Origin of the sequence: Geothermobacter hydrogeniphilus, from assembly GCF_002093115.1 — a bacterium.
Lineage (GTDB): Bacteria > Desulfobacterota > Desulfuromonadia > Desulfuromonadales > Geothermobacteraceae > Geothermobacter_A > Geothermobacter_A hydrogeniphilus.
The window spans coordinates 1-25,191 of record NZ_NAAD01000034.1 but is presented as its reverse complement, the minus strand read 5'-3'; the positions used below and the strand labels follow the sequence as shown (position 1 = coordinate 25,191).

At 58.9% G+C, this 25,191-nt stretch carries 22 protein-coding genes and 2 tRNA genes; 11 read left to right on the top strand and 13 right to left on the bottom strand.

The genetic code is table 11. The annotated features are described in order from the left end of the window. Positions 1-159: 159 nt before the first annotated feature. Entirely contained in the window at positions 160-789 is a 630-nt protein-coding gene (locus B5V00_RS16120) for a general secretion pathway protein GspB (RefSeq protein ID WP_085011831.1), read from the bottom strand. Beyond that, positions 790-1,761, bottom strand: coding sequence for an ExeA family protein (locus B5V00_RS16115; RefSeq protein WP_245804002.1), 972 nt, complete (start codon positions 1,759-1,761; stop codon positions 790-792). A gap of 294 nt (positions 1,762-2,055) precedes the next feature. Here B5V00_RS16115 and B5V00_RS16110 point away from each other — a divergent pair, with 294 nt between their 5' ends. From B5V00_RS16110 to B5V00_RS16100, 3 genes are read left to right on the top strand one after another with little or no spacing between them, the layout of a single operon-like run. Continuing rightward, positions 2,056-2,499 (top strand): FKBP-type peptidyl-prolyl cis-trans isomerase, encoded by a 444-nt coding sequence (locus tag B5V00_RS16110; RefSeq protein ID WP_085011830.1) that lies wholly within the window; start codon positions 2,056-2,058, stop codon positions 2,497-2,499. A 20-nt stretch (positions 2,500-2,519) separates the two neighbouring features. Next, a complete protein-coding gene (locus tag B5V00_RS16105; RefSeq protein WP_085011829.1) occupies positions 2,520-3,044 on the top strand; it encodes a hypothetical protein in 525 nt (174 codons plus the stop codon). 15 nt (positions 3,045-3,059) lie between these two features. Then, positions 3,060-4,241: a GGDEF domain-containing protein gene (locus B5V00_RS16100; protein WP_085011828.1), complete on the top strand. Its 1,182-nt coding sequence runs from the start codon at positions 3,060-3,062 to the stop codon at positions 4,239-4,241. A gap of 8 nt (positions 4,242-4,249) precedes the next feature. Here B5V00_RS16100 and rlmKL read toward each other — a convergent pair whose 3' ends face one another. From rlmKL to B5V00_RS16080, 4 genes are all read right to left on the bottom strand, one after another. Beyond that, on the bottom strand, positions 4,250-6,382 hold the full coding sequence (gene rlmKL / locus B5V00_RS16095) for a bifunctional 23S rRNA (guanine(2069)-N(7))-methyltransferase RlmK/23S rRNA (guanine(2445)-N(2))-methyltransferase RlmL (protein ID WP_085011827.1): 2,133 nt from the start codon (positions 6,380-6,382) through the stop codon (positions 4,250-4,252). 284 nt (positions 6,383-6,666) lie between these two features. Continuing rightward, positions 6,667-6,741 (bottom strand) — tRNA-Gly (locus B5V00_RS16090). 111 nt (positions 6,742-6,852) lie between these two features. Then, complete coding sequence (gene pgsA, locus B5V00_RS16085; RefSeq protein ID WP_281249724.1) at positions 6,853-7,443, bottom strand: CDP-diacylglycerol--glycerol-3-phosphate 3-phosphatidyltransferase; 591 nt, start codon at positions 7,441-7,443, stop codon at positions 6,853-6,855. Then, complete coding sequence (locus B5V00_RS16080; RefSeq protein ID WP_139800812.1) at positions 7,440-8,012, bottom strand: transglycosylase SLT domain-containing protein; 573 nt, start codon at positions 8,010-8,012, stop codon at positions 7,440-7,442. Before B5V00_RS16080 ends, pgsA begins: the two co-directional genes overlap by 4 nt. A gap of 176 nt (positions 8,013-8,188) precedes the next feature. Here B5V00_RS16080 and nadB point away from each other — a divergent pair, with 176 nt between their 5' ends. The 3 genes from nadB to B5V00_RS16065 all read left to right on the top strand — a co-directional run bounded on the left by nadB (position 8,189) and on the right by B5V00_RS16065 (position 10,461). Next, positions 8,189-9,781, top strand: coding sequence for an L-aspartate oxidase (nadB, locus tag B5V00_RS16075; protein WP_085011826.1), 1,593 nt, complete (start codon positions 8,189-8,191; stop codon positions 9,779-9,781). A gap of 196 nt (positions 9,782-9,977) precedes the next feature. After that, positions 9,978-10,250, top strand: a complete 273-nt coding sequence (locus tag B5V00_RS16070; protein ID WP_085011825.1) for a chorismate mutase — start codon at positions 9,978-9,980, stop codon at positions 10,248-10,250. A 1-nt stretch (position 10,251) separates the two neighbouring features. Then, positions 10,252-10,461 (top strand): hypothetical protein, encoded by a 210-nt coding sequence (locus tag B5V00_RS16065; protein WP_085011824.1) that lies wholly within the window; start codon positions 10,252-10,254, stop codon positions 10,459-10,461. A gap of 104 nt (positions 10,462-10,565) precedes the next feature. Here B5V00_RS16065 and pyrE read toward each other — a convergent pair whose 3' ends face one another. The 7 genes from pyrE to B5V00_RS16030 all read right to left on the bottom strand — a co-directional run bounded on the left by pyrE (position 10,566) and on the right by B5V00_RS16030 (position 20,913). Then, the gene (gene pyrE / locus B5V00_RS16060; protein ID WP_085011823.1) at positions 10,566-11,120 is read right to left on the bottom strand and encodes an orotate phosphoribosyltransferase; all 555 of its coding nucleotides are present in this window, start codon (positions 11,118-11,120) and stop codon (positions 10,566-10,568) included. A gap of 31 nt (positions 11,121-11,151) precedes the next feature. Next, positions 11,152-12,558 carry an amidophosphoribosyltransferase gene (gene purF, locus B5V00_RS16055; RefSeq protein WP_085011822.1) on the bottom strand — a complete coding sequence of 469 codons (1,407 nt, stop codon included), beginning with the start codon at positions 12,556-12,558 and terminating at the stop codon, positions 11,152-11,154. A gap of 113 nt (positions 12,559-12,671) precedes the next feature. Further along, a complete protein-coding gene (locus B5V00_RS16050; RefSeq protein WP_085011821.1) occupies positions 12,672-13,499 on the bottom strand; it encodes a phosphoribosylformylglycinamidine synthase subunit PurQ in 828 nt (275 codons plus the stop codon). A gap of 2 nt (positions 13,500-13,501) precedes the next feature. Further along, positions 13,502-16,483 carry a phosphoribosylformylglycinamidine synthase subunit PurS gene (locus tag B5V00_RS16045; protein WP_085011820.1) on the bottom strand — a complete coding sequence of 994 codons (2,982 nt, stop codon included), beginning with the start codon at positions 16,481-16,483 and terminating at the stop codon, positions 13,502-13,504. 178 nt (positions 16,484-16,661) lie between these two features. Next, positions 16,662-17,957, bottom strand: coding sequence for an adenylosuccinate lyase (purB, locus tag B5V00_RS16040; RefSeq protein WP_085011819.1), 1,296 nt, complete (start codon positions 17,955-17,957; stop codon positions 16,662-16,664). A 40-nt stretch (positions 17,958-17,997) separates the two neighbouring features. Continuing rightward, entirely contained in the window at positions 17,998-18,768 is a 771-nt protein-coding gene (locus tag B5V00_RS16035; protein ID WP_085011833.1) for an MBL fold metallo-hydrolase, read from the bottom strand. 78 nt (positions 18,769-18,846) lie between these two features. Beyond that, complete coding sequence (locus B5V00_RS16030; RefSeq protein WP_085011818.1) at positions 18,847-20,913, bottom strand: ATP-binding protein; 2,067 nt, start codon at positions 20,911-20,913, stop codon at positions 18,847-18,849. Between the two features lie 348 nt (positions 20,914-21,261). Here B5V00_RS16030 and gap point away from each other — a divergent pair, with 348 nt between their 5' ends. The 5 genes from gap (at position 21,262) to B5V00_RS16005 (ending at position 25,065) form a co-directional block, all read left to right on the top strand. Beyond that, complete coding sequence (gene gap, locus B5V00_RS16025) at positions 21,262-22,263, top strand: type I glyceraldehyde-3-phosphate dehydrogenase (protein ID WP_085011817.1); 1,002 nt, start codon at positions 21,262-21,264, stop codon at positions 22,261-22,263. 99 nt (positions 22,264-22,362) lie between these two features. Next, a complete protein-coding gene (locus B5V00_RS16020; RefSeq protein ID WP_085011816.1) occupies positions 22,363-23,556 on the top strand; it encodes a phosphoglycerate kinase in 1,194 nt (397 codons plus the stop codon). 177 nt (positions 23,557-23,733) lie between these two features. Continuing rightward, positions 23,734-24,495 carry a triose-phosphate isomerase gene (tpiA, locus tag B5V00_RS16015; protein ID WP_085011815.1) on the top strand — a complete coding sequence of 254 codons (762 nt, stop codon included), beginning with the start codon at positions 23,734-23,736 and terminating at the stop codon, positions 24,493-24,495. 78 nt (positions 24,496-24,573) lie between these two features. Beyond that, positions 24,574-24,927, top strand: coding sequence for a preprotein translocase subunit SecG (gene secG, locus B5V00_RS16010; protein ID WP_085011814.1), 354 nt, complete (start codon positions 24,574-24,576; stop codon positions 24,925-24,927). Positions 24,928-24,978: 51 nt separating this feature from the next. Then, positions 24,979-25,065: transfer RNA gene (locus tag B5V00_RS16005), tRNA-Leu, on the top strand. The last annotated feature ends 126 nt before the right edge of the window (positions 25,066-25,191 follow it).

Sequence of the window (25,191 nt, the reverse complement as noted above, 5' to 3'; positions counted from 1 at the left end):
TATCCATGAACTGGCTGCAAATCCGCGCGTTCGGCCCATATCCCAGCTCCATTTTTCCCCATAGCCACTGCTATGAGGCTGCAATTGAGCCGAAACCTGTGCCCAAACGCTCGAATTTTCGCTTCAGCCTGTATAGTCTGACAGCCTCCTGGCAGCCTGTCAGGGTTTCTCCACCCAGACCCGGTAGCCGTGCAGATCGAGAATCGCCCCGTCAGGAATGATCTGCAGCACCGATACCCCCGGCTGCAGAATCTCTCCCTGGTGAAGGTTTCGTCCGTTGATCCGAACCATGCTGCGTCCCGGCACACTCGAATAATAATGGAGGGTCATCTCCAGGCCGGCGATGTTTCCGGCGATGCCGGACGGCAGTTCCGAAAAGAGATAGAGTTTCTTTTCCATCTTTTCAGGTCGGGGAACCGGAGCGGTCGCGGTCTCTCCGCTGTCGGTTGTCTGCGGACGTGTGATTCCGGCGGGCGGCAGAGCGAGGTCGGTCACCGGAGCAGCCGGCTTGATGCCATGCTGCGACAATTCACCCGCCGGGGTGTTCAGAGACGCGGGGGGATGATCCGGAGAGAATGCGTCACCGGCGCCGCTATCCTTGTTCGGCATCACGAGGAAGACCGCCAGACCGGCAAGACACAAACCGAAAAAAAGCAGCAGCAACCAGCCCCCCCACCGTCGGGTCCTTTCGGGATGATTGTCCGCAATGGACCCGAGTCCCGGGATGTCCGGGTGGTGCGTCCGTCGCTTCTGCTCCGATTTTTTCAGACTGTCAAGAATGTAGCTCACTCAGCAGGCCTCCCCGACAACCGCAACCAACCCGGAACGGCTGTTTTCATGATCCCGGGCGAAAACCTCCGGGCTGGTGATCGGCGGCAGGCAGCCGGTATGAATGGACGTTGCCGAGGTCAATCCCGGCAGGGGACGTCCCTTGAAAAAATTGTGTACGATCAATCCGAGAACCACGACCAGCGCCAGCGCCAGCAGGCAGTTGATCCAGACCAGCAGGCGACTATCCCGCTTTTCTCCCTGTAACTCGGAAGCGGCCTGCCTGAGAATGCGGCGACCGACCATCGATTGTTTTTCAACCGAGGCACCGAGCAGAGCACGGTCACAGACCAGGTTGATCAGGCGCGGGATGCCACCGGTCAACCGATAAAGAGACCGCAGCGCCGAGGAACTGAACAGGGGCCGTTCAACTCCGGCCCGCGACAGCCGGTGCTGCACGTAGGCGGGAATCTCGCGGGGCAAAAGAGGGCCGAGATGGTAACGGGCGGTAATTCGCTGGGACAGCTGGCGCAAGTTCTTTCCGGCCAGTATCTCGCGCAGCTCCGGTTGTCCGAGCAGGATGATCTGCAGCAGTTTTTCCCGGTTGGTTTCGAGATTGGTCAGCAGCCGTAATTGCTCCAGCACCTCGGCTTTCAGGTTCTGAGCCTCGTCGATGATCACCACCGGGTTGCGGCCAGCGGCATGAGCCTGCAGCAAATAGGCATTGATACGATCAACCAGGGGCTTGACCGAGAGAATGCCGGAGGGCCGGGAAATGCGGAATTCATCACAGATACTGGCCAATAACTCAACTGCCGTCTGTCGCGGATTGACAATGAACGCGACCAGCGACTCTTCCGGCAACTGCTCCAGGAAACAGCGACAGACCGTAGTTTTACCCGTTCCGACTTCACCGGTCAGGAGGACAAAGCCTCCCGGACGGCGCACCCCGAATAGCAGATGGGCCAGGGCTTCCTGATGCTGGTTGGACATGAACAGATACCGGGGATCAGGAGCGATAGAAAAAGGATCCTCCCGAAACCCGAAATAATCTTTATACATAAATACACCCACAAACCCATTGATGGCACCGAAACCTTCGTCATCATAACAAGTTTTCAACCCATCCTCAATCTATGGCCGTTTCGGCCCGATCCACGACTGCGGCCATGTGAGTCCGGACACCGGGGGCAGGCAAAAACAAAGCTCTCGAGGAGTTGACAGCCGGCAGCATCCAAGCTAGGTTCAGCCTGAATCGACAACCCCTCAGAGAATGAAAGGCCACCCATGTTCAAGGCAGAAAAAGGTGATACCGTAACAGTCAACTACATCGGCAAACTTGCCGATGGAACCCTCTTTGACAGCTCCGAAGGCAAGGAGCCGTTGAAATTCATCATCGGTCAACAGGAAGTCATCGCCGGATTTGACCGGGCTGTCGAAGGAATGGTCACCGGTGAGAAAAAAACCGTAACCATCTCTGCTGACGACGGCTACGGCCCCTACCATGAAAAACTGGTTGAAACCGTGGAACGCTCCCTGTTGCCGGACGATCTTGACCTTGTGGTTGGCGGACAACTGGAGGTGACCCGCGAAGACGGACACGTTATGCACTTTTTCATCAATGATCTGAGCGACAGCAGCGTCACCCTTGATGCCAACCATCCACTGGCCGGCAAGGAACTGACCTTCGAGATCTCGATGCTGAACATCCAGAAACGCCCGGCGGTCTGAGCCGTAGCGGATCTCCGAAAATGCGGAACCTTCTCAAACGCAGCTGTTTCTGCCTGTGCCTGTTGGCCGCGACCTGCCTTCCCACGGCGGCCGAGTCGGTCCAGGAGAATGCGCGTTTCAACGTCAACAAGGGAGACCAGGGACAGGCTCCGCGCGAGAGCCTGCTCGATCTGACCTTCGGCTCACCGCGCAAACTCGCGACCGAAAGGGGTATCCTGATCATCGATGCTTTCTTCGATGCTGACGGCGACAAGCAGCATGGTCCGGATGAAGACACGCTTTCGGGCGAGATCAAGTGCACCCTGGATGATATCGACTATTCGATTCCGGCCTTTATTCCCGGGCTCGACTATCAGGAAACCTACGAACTGTCATGCCAGGGAAACCGCTACATCCCCGAGGTCAATGAAGACCTGGTCTTCATCCGCAAACGGGGACAGGTCATCCAGGTCGATCTGCCCTGCCGACTGCGAACTGCCGCAGACGAAAACCCGGATCGGAAGGATGCTGCGTCGGGGGCGAACCGTAAAACCGCCGTCAATTAGCCCTCCACCACTCCGATGATCTCCCTTCTGTTTCCAGCCCTGCTCAGCTTCGGATCTGGTCTGCTGCTTGTTTTTTCACCGGCCGTCCGTCGTCTCTGCGACCCCTTTCTGCCCTTTTTCCCCTGGCTGGTTCTGATCTGTGGCCTGTTTCTCGCCTGGCGCTTCAATCGCAGTCGACTGGCCTGGACCCTGCTGCTGCTGACGGCAGCAACAATTTTCCTGCAGTTCAGCGGGGCGGAACAACAAAGAGCATTGAACCTGTGGCTGCCGCTGCTGCTGCCATTGTCCCTGCTGATCATTCTGCTGATGCCGGAAAAAGGTTTTTTCACCCCGACCGGCATGGCGCGACCCCTGTTGCTGATACTGCTGGGCGGGGCGGCCGCCCTGTTCCAGCAGCTGCGTCCCGACCTTGTCAGCCAGATGGCGGGCATGCACCCCGCTGCCTGGTTGCACTTCGATTTTCTTCCGTTACTGCCGATTGTGCTGACTTGCGGCGGCAGTCTTCTGGTCAGTGCCATCTGGTGCTGGCGACACCCGGAGCCTCTTGAAACGGGGTTGCTGACAACGCAGCTGCTTTCCCTGCCCGCGCTTTTCCACCCCTCACCGTTGACTGCCGCAACCTGGTTCGGACTGGCCGGTCTGGCACCGACCCTGGCAATTGTCGAAATGTCGCTGCAGATGGCTTTTCGCGATGACCTGACCGGCCTGCGCGGCCGCCGCGCCCTCAACGAAAGCCTGCAGCGTCTCGGTGCCCGTTATTGCGTGGCGATGGTCGATATCGATCACTTTAAAAAATTCAACGACCGGCATGGTCATGATGTCGGCGACCAGGTGTTGCGCATGGTTGCCGCCCGCCTCGCGGGCGTAGGTGGTGGGGGACGACCGTTCCGCTACGGCGGCGAAGAATTCGCCATTCTTTTTCCGGGACGCGGGCTGGATGAATGCCTCCCCGAACTGGAAGAGCTGCGCAGAGAGATCGAGGCTGCCCGATTCACGGTTCGTCGGCGCTATCTGCGCCCGAAAAAACGACCACAGCATCCGAAACCCGCCGGCAACAGCAGTCGGCAGCTCAAGGTCACGGTCAGTATCGGGGTCGCGCAACGACAGCGTTCCATGGATCCGGGGATGGTGATCAAGGAAGCAGACAAGGCTCTCTACCGGGCCAAGAAAGCGGGGCGAAACCGGGTCTGCCGGTAACTCCGCCCTTACCCCCGATGACGCAACAGCCAGCAGCGGTGAGCAGGCGGTTTGCGGTTGAAGTCCTCGCTTCGGGTCTTCTCGGTCCAGTCCTCCACCTGCCACAATTCCGTGGCTCTCGCGTCCAGTTGAAAATTACGCCGGTTGGTTGAAAAAATGAGGCTGCCATCCTTCGTCAAACGCGCCATGGTCAGTCTCAGCAACTGCAGGTGATCTTCCTGGATGTCGAAATGCCCCTTGAACCGCTTGGAGTTGGAAAAGGTCGGGGGGTCGAGAAAAATCAGGTCGAAGCTGGTTTTCTCCCGCTGCAGCCAGTCGAGACAATGCGCCCGCAGCAACTGGTGACGGCGCCCGTGAAAACCATTCAGCCGCAGGTTGCGGCCGGCCCAGTCAAGATAGGTCTGGGAGAGATCGACGCTGGTGGTCGATTCGGCACCGCCGGCGGCGGCATAGACACTGGCGCTGCCGGTATAGCAGAACAGGTTGAGAAAACGTTTTCCCGCCGCCATGTCGCGAAGCCTCTCGCGGGTCAGGCGCTGGTCGAGAAACAGTCCGGTGTCGAGATAATCATGCAGATTGACCCAGAAGCTGAGCCCGGATTCCTGAACCCGGTAAAACTCGTCCCGGGTTGAACGGCGCTCATATTGCCGACTGCCCTTCTGCCTTTGGCGCTGCTTGCAGACAACGTTTTCAGCCGGAACGTCCAGCTCGTCGAGAATAACGTCAATAGCCGCTTCGAAACGGGCTTCGGCAAGCCGTCCATCGACCCGTGCCGGCGGACGGTATTCCTGAACATGCAGCCAGTCCTGGTAACGATCGACAGCCAGGGCAAACTCAGGGAGGTCGCGATCGTAGAGACGATAGCAGCTCACCCGGCTGCGTCGTGCCCACTTGCCGATCCGACGGAGATTTTTACGCAGCCGGTTGCGGAACATTTCCGCCTGCCCGACCGCCTGCTGCCGCACCGGATCGGTGTCGGCAGAGACCCTGAGTTCGGGAATCAGCTCAAACTGGTAAAAGCGACATTCCAGAGGACCGTTCATCAGCCGCGTGCTGCGTCGGGCACGGAACCCGACCTCCCTGGCCAGGTCGGCATCACTGGTCAGCAGCCCGGCCTGCCAGCCTGGAAGCCGTTGCCAGAACTCCCCGATTTGCCGATAGAGTCGCTTAAGAACCAGGTGGTCGCCGAGACGTTCGCCATAGGGTGGATTGATGATGCACAACCCCTTTTCCTGATCCAGTTGCTCCGCTGTAGCGGCGGTGAGCGCGGCGGTTTTCACCCGGATACGATTGTCCAGACCGGCCTGCAGCACGGCCTGCCGGGTACGTCCGACAGCCGCGGCATCCTGATCGAACCCGGCAATAAAGGGAATTTTCCGTCGGCCGGCAGCGGCCCGCCGCTTCGCTTCCTGCAGCAACCGCAGCCAGACCTCCTCCTGATGCTGTTTCCAGCGCATGAAACCGAACGATTCCCGACCGAGACGCGGCGCCAGGTCGCCGGCCATGGCCGCGGCTTCCAGCAGAAAGGTTCCCGAACCGCACATCGGGTCGATCAGCCCGCCGCCCGCCGCGGCAATCTCCGGCCAGCCGCTGCGCAGCAGCAGGGCCGCGGCCAGGTTTTCCTTCAGCGGTGCTTCGGTACCGGCGATGCGATGGCCACGCCGGTGCAGGCTGCCGCCGCCGAGATCGAGATAGAAAAAGGCCCGGTTTTTCTCCAGGTAGAGATGAAAACGACAATCGGGTGTTTCGGGGTCAACATCGGGACGACGCGATTCCAGATCCCGAAAGCGGTCAACAACGGCATCTTTGAGGCGCAGGGCGGCGAAGCGGCTGTTCTCCAGCAGGCTGCGGCGGGTCGTACAACTGACGGCGATGCTCTGTTCGACCCCGACATGCTCTTCCCAGGGAAGCTGCCTGGCCGCCTGGTAGAGTTGCTGCTCATTGTCGACCTCAGCCTCACCGAGCAGCAGCAGGACACGGGTCGCCAGCCGCGACCAGAGGCAGATCCGGTAGCTCGTTTCCAGGGACGCCCGGCAGGAAATGCCGGCCTGGGTCAGGGCGAGTTCTTCAGCCCCGAGTTCCGCCAACTCCTGTTTCAGCAGTTCTTCCAGACCACCCGGAACAGTTATGAAAAGTTTCATTGATTTTTCCACCAGGGAAAGTTGACGCAAAAGAAGCGCCACGCACTACCGATGAGGGGCGAGGGTTTTTCTTTACGCTGATCAGGCTCATGCCCTCACCACCGTCTCGAGGCGCTGGATTTTTTATCTCAAATCAAGGCGCAGTCCCGATAAGCGCGGAGGCGTAGCGTTCGCTAGGTCGCACACACAAGAAAAGCGGGCCTGCAACGCAGAGTTGATGAAAAAGCCGGCGCCCCTGATAAAGAAAAAGGCCCCAGGTCTTTCGTCCTGGGGCCTGTCGTTTCTGGAGCGGGAAACGGGGTTCGAACCCGCGACTTCAACCTTGGCAAGGTTGCACTCTACCACTGAGTTATTCCCGCATTTTTTGTTGCCGCTCTTGCGAGGCGGGGAAATTTATAACAAAAGGCCGAAGCCAAGTCAAACAAAAAAGAGAGTTTTTTTTGACCTGGCAAAAACCATTGAAATTTAAATTATTTTCCAGCAAACAGGCGAAAAAACTTGGTCAGGTAATCGACCCCGGACCAGACTGTGAAAACCAACGCCAGGTAAAAATAGAACAGGCCGCAGAACTGCATGTCGACATGGAAAATTTCCCACCGCAGTCCGAAGAACCAGTAGAAGTCATAGTGCAGCATCAGGCCGACCAGGGCGGTCATCTGGAAAATGGTCTTGTACTTGCCCAGGGGGCTGGCGGCAATAACAATGCCTTCCGACGAGGCAATGGAACGCAGACCGGTGATCACGGTTTCACGGGCGATAATCACGAACACCGCCCAGGCCGGCACCCGTCCCAGGGGAATCAGCATAATCAGCGAGCCCATGACGATCAGCTTGTCGGCCAGGGGGTCAAGAAATTTCCCCAGCACCGTCTCGGCCTGCCAGCGACGCGCCAACCAGCCGTCAAAGGCATCGGTGGCGGCGGCCAGACCGAAGACGGCTGCCGCCCAGATGCCGGCGCTGCGGGAATCGTCCAGCAGCAGCACGACAATAACGGGCACCGCGGCAATTCGTGCCATGGTCAACAGGTTGGGCAGGCCCAATACTCCACGACGCCAGTTCACATCAGGGACTCTTCCTCTACGCGATAGATCCGCAGGTATTTTCGGACCTTGCGCACGTAGTTCATGGTTTCAGCATAGGGCGGAACGCCGCCATACCTGCTGACGGCACCGGGACCGGCATTATAAGCGGCCAGGGCCAGATCCAGATCACCGTGAAAGCGATCGAGCATTTTTCGCAGGTAGCGGCTGCCGCCTCTGATATTGTCCACCAGGTCGAGGGGATTGACAACATCCATCTCGGCGGCGGTGGTCGGAACAAGCTGCATCATGCCCATGGCGCCTTTACTGCTGACAACACTCGGATCGTAGTCACTTTCAACCTTGATCACCGCGCGAACCAGGGCTTCTTCAAGGCCGTACTGATCGGCAAAGAAGCGGATAATATCATAGACGGTACTGTCCCGGCTGAAATAGAGTTGCCAGTTATTGTCAGTCGGGGTGTCGGTAAAGGTGATCGAACCGTCCGGCGCGACCTGTTTATAGATATCGGCATGCGCAGGAACGGACAGGAGCATCACCACGGCCAGGGCAGGAAGAAACATACTGATTTTCGCTTTTTTTCTCGTCATCATCGCACCCTGTGCTTATATAGCTTAAAACCCCTTTTATTTCAATCAATTTGGCCCCATGAAAATGATTGACAGTGTTTCATCGGGGGTCGATAATATGCGACGGAATCATGCCCTGAACATCCATCTTATTGCAAAAGCAGTTCCACGACTCTCCAGAATTCGACTATTTAACAATGAAAATTACCTCTGATTTCCTGGTTATCGGCAGCGGCATTGCCGGTCTCGCCTATGCCCTCAAGGTCGCCGACCAGGGGCAGGTCGCCGTGGTTACAAAAAGAACTGTCGAAGAAACGGCCACCAGCCGCGCCCAGGGCGGTATCGCCGCTGTCAGCGCCAAGAATGACAGCTTCGCCGAACATATCGAAGATACCATGGTGGCCGGAGCCTTCCTGTCCGACGAGGAGGTGGTGCGACTGGTGGTTGAAGGTGGTCCGGACGCCATCCGCGACCTGGTTTCATGGGGGGTTCAGTTCAACCGCAAACAGGACCGGAGTTTCGACCTGACCCGCGAAGGCGGTCACAGCCACCGCCGCATCCTCCATTACCAGGACCTGACCGGCCGGGAAATTGAACGCGCCCTGGTCGAAGCGATCCGCAGCCATCCCAATATCAATCTTTACGAGGAACACATCGCCATCGACCTGATTACCGCCCGCAGGCACGGCGGAAAAAATGAGGATCGTTGTCTCGGAGCCTATGTGCTGGATATCGCCAACCGCGAGGTCGTGACCTTCGGCGCCCCGATCACGGTTCTCGCCACCGGCGGTGCCGGCAAGGTCTATCTCTACACCTGCAATCCGGATATCGCCACCGGCGACGGGGTCGCCATGGCCTACCGCGCCGGCGCGACGGTCGCCAACATGGAATTCATGCAGTTCCATCCGACCACCCTTTTCCATCCCCACGCCAAATCGTTCCTGATCTCCGAAGCGGTGCGTGGCGAAGGTGCCGTTCTGAAACGTTCTGACGGCACCCCGTTTATGGAGAGCTACCACCAGCTCAAGGATCTCGCGCCGCGCGACATTGTTGCCCGGGCCATCGACAACGAAATGAAAGTCCGCGGCGAGGACAATGTTTTCCTCGACATCAGCCATCGCAGCGCCGACTATATCAAGGACCGTTTCCCGCACATTTACAGCACCTGCCTCTCCTACGGCATCGACATGACCCGCGAGCCGATTCCCGTTGTCCCGGCCGCCCATTACCTTTGCGGCGGGGTACGGGTCGACCACTGGGGCGAAACCGATTTGCCCAACCTGTTCGCCATCGGCGAAACCTCCTGTACCGGCCTGCACGGCGCCAACCGTCTGGCCAGCAACAGCCTGCTGGAAGGCGCGGTCTATGCTGAGCGCGCGGCCCAGCGCTGTCTTGAACGGCATCGTGACATCGACACCCGCTATCCGTCCGTTCCCGCCTGGGACTGCGGCAACGCCACCGACAGCGACGAAGAAGTGGTGGTCGCCCACAACTGGGATGAAATCCGCCGCTGCATGTGGAACTACGTCGGCATCGTCCGCTCCAACAAACGCCTGGTCCGGGCGCGGCGCCGCATCCAGATGATCCAGGATGAGATCACCGACTATTACTGGGATTTCTTTGTCACGTCCGACCTGGTCGAGCTGCGGAATATCGCCACCGTCGCGGAACTGATCGTGCGCTGCGCCCTGGAGCGCAAGGAAAGCCGCGGACTGCACTACACCATTGACTATCCCGAAACCGATGACGCCAACTGGAAACGACCGACCCTGGTCCGTAAGCCTTTCTGACAAGGCCCAAATCCACCGGCTGTTTTGTGGACCGAGGGTGGTGGAACGGGTGGAGATGCGAGGCGCCGCTCCGTTTCGGGCGCAAACGTAGCCGAGCTACGTTGAGCACCGGAGCGGTGAAGGCAACGAAGCAGATTCAGCCGTAACGACAGCCGAATCCCGAAATTGCCGGTGGATTTGGGCAAGGAGAGATCCCTTGACCTTCGACGAAATCCGCGCGGAAATAGACAACCTCGACCGGCAGCTGCTGAAAATCTTCAATCGGCGCGCAGAACTGGCCCTGGCCATCGGGGCGCTGAAAAAAGAACGGGGGCTGCCGATCTATGACCCGGAGCGGGAGAAGAGGATTTTTACCCGGGTCCGCACCGAGAATCCCGGCCCTCTGGACGATGAGGCTGTTGTCCGCCTCTTCGAACGTGTGGTTGACGAATCGCGCAGCCTGGAACGCGCGCGCAGCAAAGGGGAATGAGATGCTGATCGTGATGAAACAGAATGTCAGCGAGGAGCAGTTACGACAGATCAAACAGTACCTTGACGAGCGGGACTTCGATTTTCACCAGTCGACCGGCGCCAACCGGGTGATCATCGGCGTGATCGGTGATACCCGCAGCATCACCGTCGATGACCTGGAAGCCCTCCCCGGTGTCCATGTTGCTTTCAAGATCCCGGATGAAGAGTAACAGGACAACCTATTGAATTAAAAAGGGGATTCACGTTGATCGCGAATCCCCTTTTTCAGTTTTGCGATGGCGCAGGTCTTTCGCTTCCCGAGACGGGAGAACTCTCAGCCGACGATCTCCTCGCGGGTGAAGACCGGCTTGAGCACCATCCCCTGCCCCTCGATATTTTCCTGGGCGCCTTCCTGGCGATCCACCAGGGTGACGATGCCGAGGACTTCAAGGCCCTCTTCGCGGGCACGCTCGACCGCCTTCATCGACGAGCCGCCGGTGGTGGTGACATCCTCGACGATCACAACCTTCGATCCGGCGGGAAGATTCTTGCGCCCTTCAAGCCATTGCCCGGTACCGTGCCCCTTCGGTTCCTTGCGGATAATAAAGGCATGCACCGGGGTTCCTTCGAGGGAGGCGGCAATCGACGTGGCAGTGGCAATCGGGTCGGCGCCGAGAGTCAGACCACCGACCCCGTCCACCGGGCCGAATTCCTTGACCTTCTCCCAGAAAGCCTTGCCGACCAGCAGCCCGCCCTTCGCGTGCAGGGTGGTCTGCTTGCCGTCGAAATAGAAATTGCTTTTGCGTCCCGAGGCGAGAGTGACCTCCCTTTCCTCGTAGGACAGTTCGCGAATGATGTTCATCAGTTCCGTGCGTTCTTCGGTGGTCATCTTTCTTCTCTCTCCTTAGGTTCAATCCTGTTCAGAACAACCCCAACTGACTGTCTGACTTGAGGCGGGGGAACTTGACCGGGTATTCGCCGCTGAAACAGGCATCGCAGAAATACCCCGTAGCTCCGTCCGGAATGCCGGCGGCCTTGAGAACCCCGCCGCGCGACAGGTAGCCGAGGCTGTCGGCAGTTATGTATCTATTGATTTCTTCCACTGAATGAGAAGAGGAAATCAGCTCCTTGCGGGTCGGAGTGTCAATCCCGTAATAACAGGGAAAACTGGTCGGAGGACTGGAGATGCGGACATGCACCTCGGCGGCACCGGCGTTGCGCACCATCTTGACGATCTTGCGGGCGGTGGTACCGCGAACGATCGAGTCATCGATCAGCACCACCCGCTTGCCCTGGATAATCTCCCGCACCGGGTTCAGCTTCAGCTTGACGCCAAAATGGCGAATCGACTGCGAAGGTTCGATGAAGGTGCGGCCGACATAGTGATTGCGGATCAGTCCGGTTTCAAAGGGCAGTCCGGCCTCTTCGGCATAACCGACGGCGGCCGGCACCCCGGAATCAGGAATCGGCACCACCACATCGGCGTCAATCGGGTATTCACGGGCCAGCACCCGGCCGAACTCCTTGCGCACGCCGTAGACCTCCTTGCCGAAGATGGTGCTGTCAGGGCGGGCGAAGTAGATGAACTCGAAGACGCAGGGGGACGGCTGGATCTTGTCGAAGGGGTGGTAGGATTTCATCCCGTTCTTGTCAATGACGATCAGCTCACCCGGCTCGATCTCGCGGATGAATTCGGCCTCGATCAGGTCGAAGGCGCAGGTTTCCGAAGCGACCACGAAGGCACCATCGAGCTTGCCCAGGGCCAGCGGGCGGAAACCGTTGGGGTCGCGTACCGCGACCAACCGGGTTTCGGTCAGGAAAGTCAGGCAGTAGGCCCCCTTGAGATTGGTCAGCGCCTCCACTACCCGGTCCGGGAGGCTGTCGGCCTGGGCCTTGGCGATCTGGTGAATAATCACCTCGGTATCGGCGGTGGTGGAAAAGATGGAACCTTCATGTTCCAGACGATTGCGATGCTCCTGGGCATTGACCAGGTTGCCGTTGTGGGCCACGGCGATACTGCCGCGGTGGTAATCAACCATGATCGGCTGGATATTCTTGTCGTCGGATGCCCCCGCGGTCGAGTAGCGGACATGGCCGATGGCGCTCTTTCCCGGCAGTTCGTCAAACACGCTCGGCCGCTTGAAAACATCAGAGACCAGTCCCATCTTCCGATAGGCACGCAACTGGTTGCCGTCTGACGCGACAATGCCGCAGCTCTCCTGCCCCCGGTGCTGCAGAGCATAGAGACCCAGGTAGGTCAGGTTGGCGGCCTCAGGATGACCGAAAATCCCGAACACACCGCATTTATCATGAAATTTTTCTTCCATCGAAGACCTCTCGGTAAGCGGAAGCAGAGAACATGTACCGGGTTCATTCCGTGACCCGGATGCTGCAATCTGGATTCCTGACATCCCGCGGTCAGCCGCGGGATTGTTCATTTTTACACGACTTCGCTACGGAGAAACTCAACCGCGTTGCGATACAGCCACAGACCCATTCCCTCTTCCGGCAGTTCCGGCTCACGTGTCCAGCGCGGATGATGGGTGCGGTGGACATAGGCCTCCGGATGAGGCATCAGACCGAACAACCGGCCGCTGGGGTCACAGACCCCGGCGATGGCCGCTACTGAACCGTTGGGATTCTCCGGAAAGGTCATGGTCGGCTGGTAATCTGCCGTGGCATAGCGCAACGGGACGAGATGAGCGGATTCGATCCGTTCGAGCAGGGCATCGTCTCCGGGAACAAACTTTCCTTCGCCGTGCCGGACCGGCAGGTAGATTCCCTGCAGACCTCGGGTATAGACACAGGGGGAGTCGGGGTCAACCGCAAGGTAGGTCCAGCGATCCTCGAAACGGCCGCCGTCATTGAAGGTCAGGGTCGCGGTCTGCTGTTGGTAGTTGCCGTCCAGAGCCGGCAGCAGCCCCATCTTGACCATCAACTGGAAGCCGTTGCAGACACCCATCACCAGCTTGCCGTCAGCGACAAAGCGCTGCAGCTGGTCGGCCAGGTGTTCCTCGCTGTCAGCCACCCGGGCGTGCAGCAGACGATTGGCGCCGGCTTTGGCGCTGCCGAGATCATCGCCGTCGAGAAATCCACCGGCCAGGTTGAGAAAATGGAAATCGTCGAGACGCACCCTGCCGGCGAGCAACTCGGCGATATGGACAATGTCGACCACCTCGGCACCGGCCAGGCGACAGGCATGGGCGACTTCACGCTCACAATTGGTGCCGTTGCCGGCAATGACGATGGCTCGAATCTCTTTTGCCATGGTTACAGCTCCCGCAGCGGCGCTTGCCACGCCTGTTTAAGATCTTCTATCCGGCTGTCGATCAACACCCGGCCGTCGGTCCCGGTCACCTCCAACCGCCCATCCTCGGTCACCTCCCCGATCAGCGCGCAGTCGGTTCCGGCAAAAACCGCTTCGAAATCATCCCGCAGTTCAGGGTGGACACTGACCAGCAGGCGACTCTGCGATTCGGAGAACAGCAGGGTGTCATCCCGCAACGGCACGTCAGTACGGACCGCGGTCAGGTCGGCGCGGATGCCGAAACCGCCGGCAAAGGCCTTCTCCGCCAGGGCCACGCCGAGTCCGCCGTCGGAAAGATCGTGACAGGAGGCGACCAGGCCCTGCCGCTGCGCCCGGTTGAGACGCTTGTAGAGGTCGAGAGCGTAACCGGCATCGACTTTCGGCACATTGCGACCCAGCTCGCCGTGAGCGGCATAATATTCCGAACCACCAAGCTCATCACGGGTCACGCCGAGCAGATAGACCAGGTCTCCGGGCCGCTTGACATCCATCGACACCGCCCGGCGGACATCCTCGATCCTGCCGATCACCGAGAACAGCACCGTCGGCGGAATGGAGATTTTGGTATCGCCGATCTGATAGTCGTTCTTCATCGAATCCTTGCCCGAAATCAGCGGTACGCCGAAGGCGACACAGTAATCGTAGAGAGCCTGGTTGGCACGCACCAGCTGGGCCGCCTTGTATTCGCCGTCAGGAGTTTTTTCACTCAGTACCGGGTCACACCAGCAGAAGTTGTCGAGCCCGGCGACATGCTCGATATCACCGCCGACAGCGACGTAGTTGCGCAGCCCCTCGTCGATGGCACAGGCCATCATGTGGTAGGTATCGATATCGCTGTAGCTCGGACAGATGCCGTGGGAAACAACCGTGCCCTCGAAGGAGTCGAGCAGCGGCCGGAAAACCGCCGCGTCGGAAGGACCGTCGTTGGCGACCCCGACCAGCGGCTTGATCACCGTTCCGGCCTGCACCTCGTGGTCGTAGCGGCGGATCACCGATTCCTTGGAACAGATATTGAGGCGGCCAAGCAGAGCGGACAATTCCAGGTTGAGATCCTGCGGCATGGCCAGGCCGGGTTCCCGCAGAGCTTTCGGCGTCCAACGGGCGGGAATCACCATCTGCGGCACGCCCTGGTGCAGGAACTCCATATCAAGCCAGGCGACGGTTTCCCCCCGGTAGAGACAGTGGAAATAACCGGAGTCGGTGAAGGTCCCGAGGTCGGTCGCCTCGACATCCATCTCTTTGGCCAACTGCAGAAATTCATCCAGCTTGTCCGGCGGCACCGCCAGGCTCATTCGCTCCTGCGCCTCGGAGATGAGAATCTCCCAGGGCTGCAGGCCGGGATACTTGAGGGGCGCGCGATCAAGGTGCAGTTCGCAGCCGCCGGTATCTTCGGCCATCTCGCCGATCGACGAGGAAAGCCCGCCGGCACCGTTGTCGGTCATCGAATTGTAGAGACCGCGATCCCGGGCGATGGTGAGAAAATCAAACATTTTCCGCTGGGTGATCGGATCGCCGATCTGCACCGCGGTCACCGGTGAACCCTCGTGCAGTTCTTCCGAGGAGAAGGTCGCGCCGTGGATGCCGTCCTTGCCGATGCGGCCGCCGGTCATGACGATATGATCGCCGACCTGAACTGCCTTTTCATGACACGGCCTGCCGTTCAGTTCGGCCGGCATGATCGCCGCGGTGCCGCAGTAGACCAGCGGTTTGCCGGCAAACCGGTCATCGAAGACGATCGAACCATTGACGGTCGGGATGCCGCTCTTGTTGCCGCCATGTTCAACCCCTTCAACGACGCCGTCGAAGATACGGCGCGGATGCAGCAGCCGTTTCGGCAGAGGCTTGTCGAGAAAGGGCGAGGCGAAACAGAAAACGTCAGTATTGAAGATCAGTCGAGCCCCCATGCCGGTGCCGACACCGTCACGGTTGACGCCGACAATCCCGGTCAATGCGCCTCCGTAGGGATCGAGGGCCGAAGGCGAGTTGTGGGTCTCGACCTTGAACACCAGGCTCCAGTCGTCGTTGAAGCGGATCACTCCGGCGTTGTCCTTGAAGACCGAGAGGCAGAAGTCGCGCTCCCCCAGGTTCTCGCGTACCCTGGCGGTGGCGCCGACAATATAGGTTTTGAAGAGGGAGTCGATCAGCTGACGGTTGCCGTTGTCATCGGTGTAATCGATTTTCGCCGAGAAGATCTTGTGCTTGCAGTGTTCGCTCCAGGTCTGTGCCAGGGCTTCCAGCTCGACATCGGTCAACTCAGCCGACAAGCCGCGGGCACATCGTTTCTCCCGAGTCGCCGGGTCCGCAACATAGGCCTGCAGCTTCTTCATCTCCTCAAGGTTGAGGGCCAGCATCCCGTCGCGGCTGATCGTCAGCAGCTGTTCATCACTGACGTCGAGAGAGATCGTCCTGACGGTTGGTTCGGCGCTGCCGACAACCCGCGGCACGTTGACCGGAACGCCTTTCGCCGGATCGAGCTCATCGGCCGCCAGTATTGTCCAGCGCTGAATCAGGCCATTGGCGAGGAAATCGCCGGCGATGGTCTCGGCCGTCTGTTTATCAACGGCTCCCTTCAGCAGATACTGGGTCGAAGTGTAGACCCCCTCCCCGTCCGCGAAGGAACGTCCCGTCAGGTACTGAATCGCTTCGCGGGCGGTGCGGCCGACGTTGTCGGTGACACCGGGGCGGAAACCGACTTCGATCAGGATGTCGAAATCTTCGGCAAGCGGCTGGTTGACGGCCGCCTGCTGGATGATCGGATCGCAGAAAGGCCCGTTGGCGGCCGCGACGACCTCATCGTCGGTCAATTCCGCATCGACAGTGTAAACATCGAGAGTGCGCACGCTCTCAAGTTCAATGCCGAGATGCCGGCGGATTTCTGCGCGAACCCGCTCACCACGGGCATCCCTGACACCATCCTTGAGACCGACAACTATTCTCCAGGGCATGGAGTGACTCCTTTGCTTGAAAAACCATAACCAGATCACCAAGGCGCCAGGGACGCCAAGAAAACCTCGTTAACGGAGAGTCTCTGAGATGGAGATTTTCTCTCCACCTCTGCTCCTCTCCGTCTCTGCGTTAAATTTGCCTGTGAACCTGGTGCCTTGGCGGCAGCCTTTAAATACTTTATCCCCCGAAAACCCGCCGGTAGATGGTGTCGACGTGTTTCAGGTGATAGTTGAGGTCAAAGGACTCGCGGATCTTTTCTTCGCCGAGAGCGCTGACCACATCCTGGTCGGCGAGCAGCTCGGTGAGAAAATCCTTGCCCTGCTCCCAGACCTTCATGGCGTTGCGCTGCACCATCCGGTAGGCATCCTCGCGGGAGACTCCGGCCTGGGTCAGGTCAAGCATGATCTTCTGCGAGAAGACCAGGCCGCGCATCTGGTTGAGGTTGCGCTCCATATTCTGTGGATAGACCACCAGGTTTTTGATCAGGCCGTTAAGTCTGCCGAGGGCGAAATCGAGGGTCACGGTGGCATCAGGCCCGATATTGCGTTCCACCGAGGAGTGGCTGATGTCGCGCTCGTGCCAGAGGGCGACATTCTCCAGTGCCGGAATGCAGTAGCCGCGCACCAGGCGGGCCAGACCGGTGAGATTTTCAGAGAGGATCGGGTTGCGCTTGTGCGGCATGGCGCTCGACCCCTTCTGCCTCTTGGAGAAGAACTCCTCCGCTTCCAGCACCTCGGTGCGCTGCAGGTGACGGATTTCCACCGCGATCCGCTCCATCGACGAGGCGATGACCGCCAGAGTACAGAAATACTCGGCATGCCGGTCACGCGGAATGACCTGGGTGGACACCGGTTCCGGCATCAGTCCCAGCTTCTCGCAGACATACTCCTCGACCACGGGATCGATATTGGCGAAGGTACCAACCGCCCCGGAGATGGCACCGGTGGCGATGTTCATCCGCGCCGCCTTGAGCCGGCACCGGTTACGCTCCATCTCGGCATACCAGCCGGCCAGCTTCAGACCGAACGTCACCGGCTCGGCATGGATGCCGTGGGAACGACCGATGCAGACCGTGTCCTTGTGCTCCATGGCACGCTCCCGAATCGATGCCAGCACCTCATCGAGATCAACCAGCAACTTGTCGGCGGCCTGGGTCAACTGGATCGAAAGGCAGGTGTCGAGAACATCGGAGGAGGTCATCCCCTGGTGGATGAAGCGTGCCTCGGGACCGACAAACTCGGCGACCGAGGTCAGAAAGGCGATGACGTCATGCTTGACCTCGGCTTCGATGGCATCGATGCGCTCGATGTCAAAATTCCCTTTGGCCCGGATTACCTCGACCGCTTCCTTCGGGATAACGCCGAGTTCGGCCTGTTTTTCACAGGCGCGGGTCTCAATTTCAAGCCAGATGCGGAACTTGTTTTCGGGTTCCCAGATGGCGGCCATCTCGGGCCGGCTGTAACGCGGAATCATTGTTTTCTCTACTCCTTGCAGAAAGCGGTGACCTTACGGGTCAAGCGACAAAGCAACAGCTGACCGCGGCCTGCTGTCCGACAATCAGCTGGGGTTGACAAAGGTTCTGGGGACGGAGCACACGCTCGACCGCGGCCAGCGCATGGTCACGCGTGTTGTTGGTTTCACTCAGATGAGCCAGGAAGACCGCTTCCAGCCCGTCCCAGCGCAGCGTGTCGAGCAGTTCGGCCCCGGCGGTATTGGAGAGGTGACCGTGGTTGCTGCGGATGCGTTGTTTCAGGTGCCAGGGATAGGGGCCATCCCGCAACAGCTCTTCATCGTGATTGGTTTCCACCACCAGCACCCGACAACCTTTCAACCGCTCACGAACCAGCCGGGTGGCGATGCCGAGATCGGTGGCAACCCCCACCGTCCCCTCGGCCCCATGGATTCGGAAACCGACGGTATGGGCGGCATCATGGGTCAGCGGGATGGTTTCGATCTGGAGTTCACCGATCAAAAACGTCGCCCCGCTGTCGAACTCATGCAGATGGTCGATGCGGCCGAGCTTCGGCAGCGCCGCAAGGGTTTCCGGATGAATATGAACCGGCAACCCGCAACGCCTGGCCATGGGGCCGAGCCCCCGGCAATGGTCTCCATGGTCATGGGACACCAGGATTGCATCGAGGTCTTCACCGGCCACATCGAGTTGCTGCAGACGACTGCAGATCTCGCGGCCGGAGAGGCCGGCATCAATCAACAGCCGGGTGCCGGAAGACTCGACGAAAATGGCATTTCCCTTGCTGCCGCTGGCCAAAAGACAGACCCGCAAAATCAACTCCCAAAAACAGGTGGCTGGGCGCGCTCTTTATAGCTGAAAACCGTTTCTGCCGCAAGGGAAAAGCTGGGCTCAGCCCTGCGGTGAAGGGACGTCCTCAACGACCGGCAGAATGACCTGGAAAAGACACCCGGGGCAGCGCTCGGGATCATTACCGGAGCTCTCGACCCAGATCGCCCCACCATGCAGATCGACAATCCCCTTGACGATGGTCAGGCCGAGGCCTGTCCCCTTCCCCTTGAAAGCCACCTTGCCGGTAAAGTGCTCTTCGATATTGCCGACCTCATAGAACTTGTCGAACACATGCGGCAGGTCAGCGGAATCGATACCGATGCCGTTGTCACGAATGCTCAGCAACAGGTACGGCTGTTTTTCCTCCGCCAGCGGGCAGAAACTGCCATCCGTCACCTCCGGATTCCCGGAGGTACTGACATCGGAACGTTGCCGACGGCAGTAATAGAGCCGGGTGGCAACTTCGATCCTGCCGCCGTCAGGTGTAAATTTGATGGCATTGCCTACCAGGTTGCCGATGACCTGGGCAATCCGGTCCGGATCACACAACACCGGGGGAAGTTCCTGCTGCAGATCGAGAGACAGATGCTGCCCGCGTCGATCGAAGAAAAATTCCAGTTCGCGAGCCGCTTGCTCGACAACCGGGTTGATATCGACCTCGCGCATCCGCAGTTTCATGCGCCGGTCCTCCAGCATCGAAACATCGACCATGTCACGAACGATGTTGGACAGGCGGTCGGCGGCATTGGCGATATGCTCCAGCATCCCCATCACCGGAGGTTCGAGCCGATCCTGCCATTCATTCATCAACAGTTCGGTGTAACCGATAATAACCGTCAGTGGAGTTTTCAACTCGTGTGAAGCGACCCCGAGAAAGGAGTCCTTCATCTGGTTGAGCCGTTTCAGTTCAGCGGTGGACCGCTGCAGATTCTCCTTGATCTCCCGCTCGCGGGTGACATCACGAATAATCGACTGCACCCGTCGCCGACCGTCGCGACCCACCACCGGAGACGCCTTGACCCAGCCCACCACCGGGCGATTTTCAACCGGGCTCATGAAACGGATTTCGGCCTCAAGGGTATTCCCATCAAGCACTTCACCGTGAAGACGGTAAAGTTCATCAATATTGCTGACCTGCAACTGTTCCAGGAAAGAGTAGAGATTGGTTCCGCCGACCTCCTGTCGTCTGTTGCCGAAAAACCGCTCTGCCGCCTTGTTGATCAATACGATCCGATCCTGTTCATCGCTGACAAGGATAGCATCGGAAGCATCATCAAGCAGAGAACGATACATTTCCCGGCTGCGACCGAGTTCAGCACCGACACGTTCCAGGTTTTCGTAGGAATCCTGCAACTGCTGATTGGTCTGCTTGAGGTCGCCATAACTCTGCTGGATTTTCGCGTCCCTCTCCTTGAGCGATTGCGCCATGTGTCGCAGGGCATCTCCCAGTTCGGAGAAATCCCGGGTCGTCAATTCAGGAACTGCGACATCAAACCTGCCGCCGGCAATCTCCTTGGCAACGGTACTGAGCGTGGTGATCGGCCCGATCAGATCACGCCTGACGAACAGAAAGACCAGTGTGAACACAACAGTGAACGCCCCCGCGAGAACAATCAGGGATCGTTGCAGAATACTCTTGATCCGTTCTTTCAGAACCGTTTCGGGAAAACCGATGCGTACCCGTCCGGAGAGGATGTCCCGATCACTGAACAGGTTGACCGACACATCGTAATAGCGTTGACGATTACCGAACTGCAGCAGTGCCGTCGACTTGTCCATGGCACTGATCATTTTGACTTTCGGACCGAAGACGAAAGCGGGGTCACTGGCAAAAACCGGTTTGCCGACAGCATCCTCGACCAGACAGTAGGCAATCTCCGGGTCGGTATTGACAATACTGGAACAACGATCAGCAAGAGAACGCGCCGCGGATAGCTGCGCACCTTGTTCAAGAAGATTTTCGATGGAAATCTTCAACGACTCAGCGATACTGCGGGACCGAAGAATAAGACCATCGCGGTAATCCCGGCGGAAGCCGTCGATGGTCAGAATGGTATTGGCCGCAATGGTCAGGGTGAGGACAAGGAAGGCGAACAGCAGGATGCGTTTTTCAAGGGTACTCTTCATTCGGCCCTAACAACTGACACGCCGCCGGACGATATGTATCGTTGCCCGTGGCGGTCGAAAGACATCGGCTACTGTGCATTTGCAATTCAGGTCCGCTGCGGTACATTTAAAAGCTGAACCAGAGATCTTAGCGGCCTCTCACGAGGATATTTCTCAAGAGAAAACAACTGCTTCGAAGAGAACCACAGAAGTTTTCTTCATACCACATCAAGGATTAAAGAGCAACCGGAAGGGATCGATTCAACTTGACGCGCCCGCTGTGCGGGGCTAACATTTCCACTCTCCGAAAAAAAGAGCAACTGATCGTAATCACAAACGGTTTTCCCACAGAACCAAATGGAGGTAAGCATGCCGGCAAAAGTGGCTATCAATGGATTCGGACGTATCGGACGCAACGTACTGCGCGCTGCCCTCGAATCGCGGGACATCGAAATCCTGGCCGTCAACGATCTGACCGATCCCGCAACCCTGGCTCATCTGCTGAAGTACGATTCGGTCCATGGTATACTGCAGGCCGAGGTCAGCAGCGGCGAAGGAATAATCCGGGTCAACGACCGCGAGATCAAAGTCTGCAGCGCGACGGACCCGGCAGAACTGCCCTGGAAGGAACTGGGCATTGATATCGTCATCGAATCAACCGGTCGGTTCACCAAGGGGAGCGACGCCGCCAGACACCTTCAGGCCGGTGCGGAACGGGTGGTCATCAGCGCTCCGGGCAAGGAGGTTGACGCGACCTTCTGCATGGGAGTCAACGAACAGGATTACGATCCGGCCAGACACCGGATCGTCTCCAACGCCTCCTGCACCACCAACTGCCTGGCGCCGGTTGCCAAAGTCCTGAATGAACAGTTCGGCATCCGTCGCGGCATGATGACCACCATCCATTCCTATACCAATGATCAGAAAATTCTCGACCTGCCGCACAAGGATCTCCGCCGTGCCCGTGCCGCGGCCATGTCGATGATTCCGACCACCACCGGGGCCGCCAAGGCGGTCGCCCTCGTGCTGCCGGAAATGGAAGGCAAACTGACCGGCATGGCGGTCCGGGTACCGACCCCCAATGTCTCCCTGGTCGACCTGGTGGTCGAGACTGAACGCGCGACCAGTGTCGCCGAGGTCAATGAAGTCATGCGCCAGGCCGCGGCCGGCCCGCTGAAAGGGATTCTCGACTACAACGAGTTGCCGCTGGTCTCCCACGACCTCAACGGCAGCAGCGCGTCCTCGACCATCGACGCTCTCTCGACCAACGTCCTTGACGGCAACATGGTCAAGGTTCTCAGCTGGTACGACAATGAATGGGGCTATTCAAACCGGGTCCTTGACCTGGTAAAATTCATCGCCGCCCGCTGAATGGTCGAACCGGACAGCAACAACGGGCAGGGTCGCAAGACCCTGCCCTCTTGTTGTCTGAAGCAACACGCAATACTCACATTGGAGGGAGATACGCTGATGTTCAACAAGGTCACCATTGACGATCTGCAGCTCGCCGGCAAAAAAGTATTCTGTCGGGTCGATTTCAACGTTCCACTCGATGACAATCAGCACATCACCGATGACACCCGCATTACCGCCGCCCTGCCGACCATCAGGACCATGGTCGAGCGCGGAGCGCGACTGATTCTGGCTTCGCACCTCGGTCGTCCAAAAGGCCGGCATGATCCGAAGTACAGCCTGGCACCGGTCGCTCCCCACCTCGCCGAACTGCTCGGTCGGCCGGTCATCATGGCGCCCGACTGCATCGGAACGGAGGTCGAGAAGCTGATCGCCGAAATGAACAACGGCGATATCCTGCTGCTCGAAAATGTCCGTTTTCATCCCGGCGAAACCGACAACGACCCGACCTTTGCCGGCAAACTGGCCGCTCTGGCGGAGGTCTACGTCAACGACGCTTTCGGCACAGCCCACCGCGCCCACGCTTCGACCGAAGGGGTCGCCCGGCTGCTCTCGCCGGCAGCGGCCGGCTACCTGATGGAAAAAGAAATCCGTTACCTCGGGCAGGCGCTGGCAAACCCGGAAAAACCTTTTGTCGCGGTTCTCGGCGGCGCCAAGGTGAGTGACAAGATCACCGTGATTCAGAACCTGCTCGGCAAGGTTGATACCCTGATCATCGGTGGCGGCATGGCCTACACCTTCCTCAGGGCCCAGGAGATTCCGGTCGGAAAATCGCTGGTCGAGGAAGACAAGATCGCTCTCGCCGGAGAATTGATCGAACAGGCGGCGACAGCCGGGGTCGAACTTCTTCTGCCGGAAGATCACGTTGTCGCCGCCGAATTTTCCGCCGATGCCGCCGCTGAAACCTGCGCCCGCGACGGGATCGCCGACGATCGCCTGGCCCTCGACATCGGTCCGCTGACGCAACAACGCTATGCAGAAGCGGTCAGCAAGGCCAGAACAGTGGTCTGGAACGGCCCGATGGGCGTCTTTGAATTCGAGGCCTTCTCCCGGGGAACATTCGCCATCGCCCGCGCCCTAGCCGAAAGCGACTGTGTCTCGATCATCGGCGGCGGAGATTCGGTCGCGGCGGTCAACAAGTCGGGCCTGCAGGATCAGATGACCCACATCTCCACCGGCGGCGGCGCGTCCCTCGAGTTTCTCGAAGGCAAACAACTGCCGGGGATCGTGGCCCTGACGGACAAAGCATGATACTGATCAAATCTTTTTCAACGGAGAGACGCTGAGAGGGAGAGCCCGCGGAGAAAACTCCAGGATAAGAGATTTTTTGCGTTCAGCTGATATCTTTGTCTGTTTTCTCTCCGTCTCTGCTTCTCTCCGTCTCTGCGTTAAAATCAGGATTACATCATTTCACAAAAGGAGAACCCCATGCGCCGTCCCGTGATTGCCGGCAACTGGAAGATGCACAAAACCATCGCCGAAGCGGTCGAACTGGCCGGAGCCTTGAAACAGGCCGCCGCCGGGATCGACCATGCCGATTTCATTATCGCTCCCGTCTTTACCGCGCTGGCGACGGTTGCCGCCGAACTGCAGGGAAGCAACTTGAAGCTTTCCGGCCAGAACTGCAGCGACAAGTCAAGCGGTGCCTTCACCGGGGAAGTCGCCCCGCAGATGCTGCTCGACGCCGGCTGCAGTCATGTCATCCTCGGGCATTCCGAACGGCGACAGCTGTTCGGTGAAAGCAATGACCTGATCAACGCCAAGATCAGGGCTGCCCTCACCGCCGGTCTGCGGGTGATCTTCTGCATCGGCGAAACCCTTGCGGAACGCGAAACCGGTCGTATGTACGACGTTCTCAGCGAGCAGGTCACCCAGGGGCTTGCCGGATTGAGCGAAGAGCAGATGGACCGGGTTATTGTCGCTTACGAACCGGTCTGGGCCATCGGCACCGGCAAGACCGCCACCAGCGACCAGGCCGAGGAGGCACATTCCTTCGTTCGCGGCCTGATCGCCGGGCAGTTCAATCTGCAGGTTTCGGAGCAGCTGCGCATTCTCTACGGCGGCAGTGTCAAGCCGGGCAACGTCGACGAACTGATGGCCCGCGACAATATCGATGGCGCCCTGGTGGGCGGCGCCAGCCTGAACGCCGATGATTTTATCCGTATCATGAATTTCAACGGAACAAATTAATGTCTTTTTCAGACGAAGATTTTATGCTAGAGTCTGCCGGTTCAAAGGAATAACGATTCTAGAGGAGCGAATTGCCCGATGGTTACTTTTCTGGTTGTACTTCATGTTTTTGTCTGTCTCGCGTTGATCGCCATTGTCCTGGTTCAGGGCAGCGGCAAGGGAGCTGAAATGGGCGCATCCTTCGGTGCCGGTTCCAGCCAGACCGTTTTCGGTGCCACCGGCGGCCAGACCTTCATGGCCAAACTGACGACCGGCGCGGCGGTGATCTTCATGCTCACCAGCCTGATTCTTGCCTACTTCCATGGCCTGCCCGGCGCCAGCAGCGTGATGCCCGAGCAGGTCGCTCCGACCGCGCAGGAAGCTCCGGCGACACCCGCGGCTCCGGCCCCGACAGCAGAAAAAGCGGCCCCTGCCGCGGATGCAAAAAAATAGCAGATCCGGGTTGACAGACGTGATCTGAATCAGTATAAATACAACCCGCTTGCCGAAGTGGTGGAACTGGTAGACACGCCGTCTTGAGGGGGCGGTGGCTCAACGGCCGTGCGAGTTCGAGTCTCGCCTTCGGCACCAACAAAAACAAGTCCGGCTCTTTTGAGCCGGGCTTTTTTTGTTGCGAGGGCGCTGGCTTTTTCATCAACTCCGCGTTGCAGACCCGCTTCGCTTGTGCGACGTAGCTGCCGCTACGCCTCCGCGCTC